Source organism: Tessaracoccus sp. OH4464_COT-324 (assembly GCF_003932855.1).
Classification (GTDB): domain Bacteria; phylum Actinomycetota; class Actinomycetes; order Propionibacteriales; family Propionibacteriaceae; genus Arachnia.
In genome coordinates, this window is sequence record NZ_RQYZ01000168.1 from 1 (window position 1) to 324 (window position 324).

Consider the following 324-nt stretch of genomic DNA (forward strand, 5'->3'; position numbering starts at 1 on the left):
TCCCGCTCGGCAGCGTTCGCTTGCGCGAATAGTTTGGTCTCGTGCGCCTGCTGCTGGCCCAGCTCCGTCTCGTCCGCGGCGATCGCGGCCGCCAGCTGCTGCTCCAACTCCGCCAGCAGCTGCGGAATCTGTTCACACTGCTCCATCGGCAAATCCTTGAGGTCCAACCCGGCGATCTCGTCTCGGATCCGGTTGCCCAGATCAACCACCCGCTGAACAAACTCCTCCGGGAGCAAATCAGTGATAGCCATGATCTCGTTATTCTCCTTCCCAGGCCCGCTTCGCCAGGAGGCTGGCCTGTTCTTCTTGTTCTTCCCTGCTCGT

Annotated in this window: 1 protein-coding gene; it reads right to left on the reverse strand. The window is 61.4% G+C overall.

The genetic code is table 11. The features are described 5' to 3' along the window. On the reverse strand, window positions 1–251 hold a 251-nt coding region (locus EII42_RS12625; protein ID WP_148098074.1), incomplete at its 3' end, for a hypothetical protein. Window positions 252–324 lie beyond the last annotated feature (73 nt).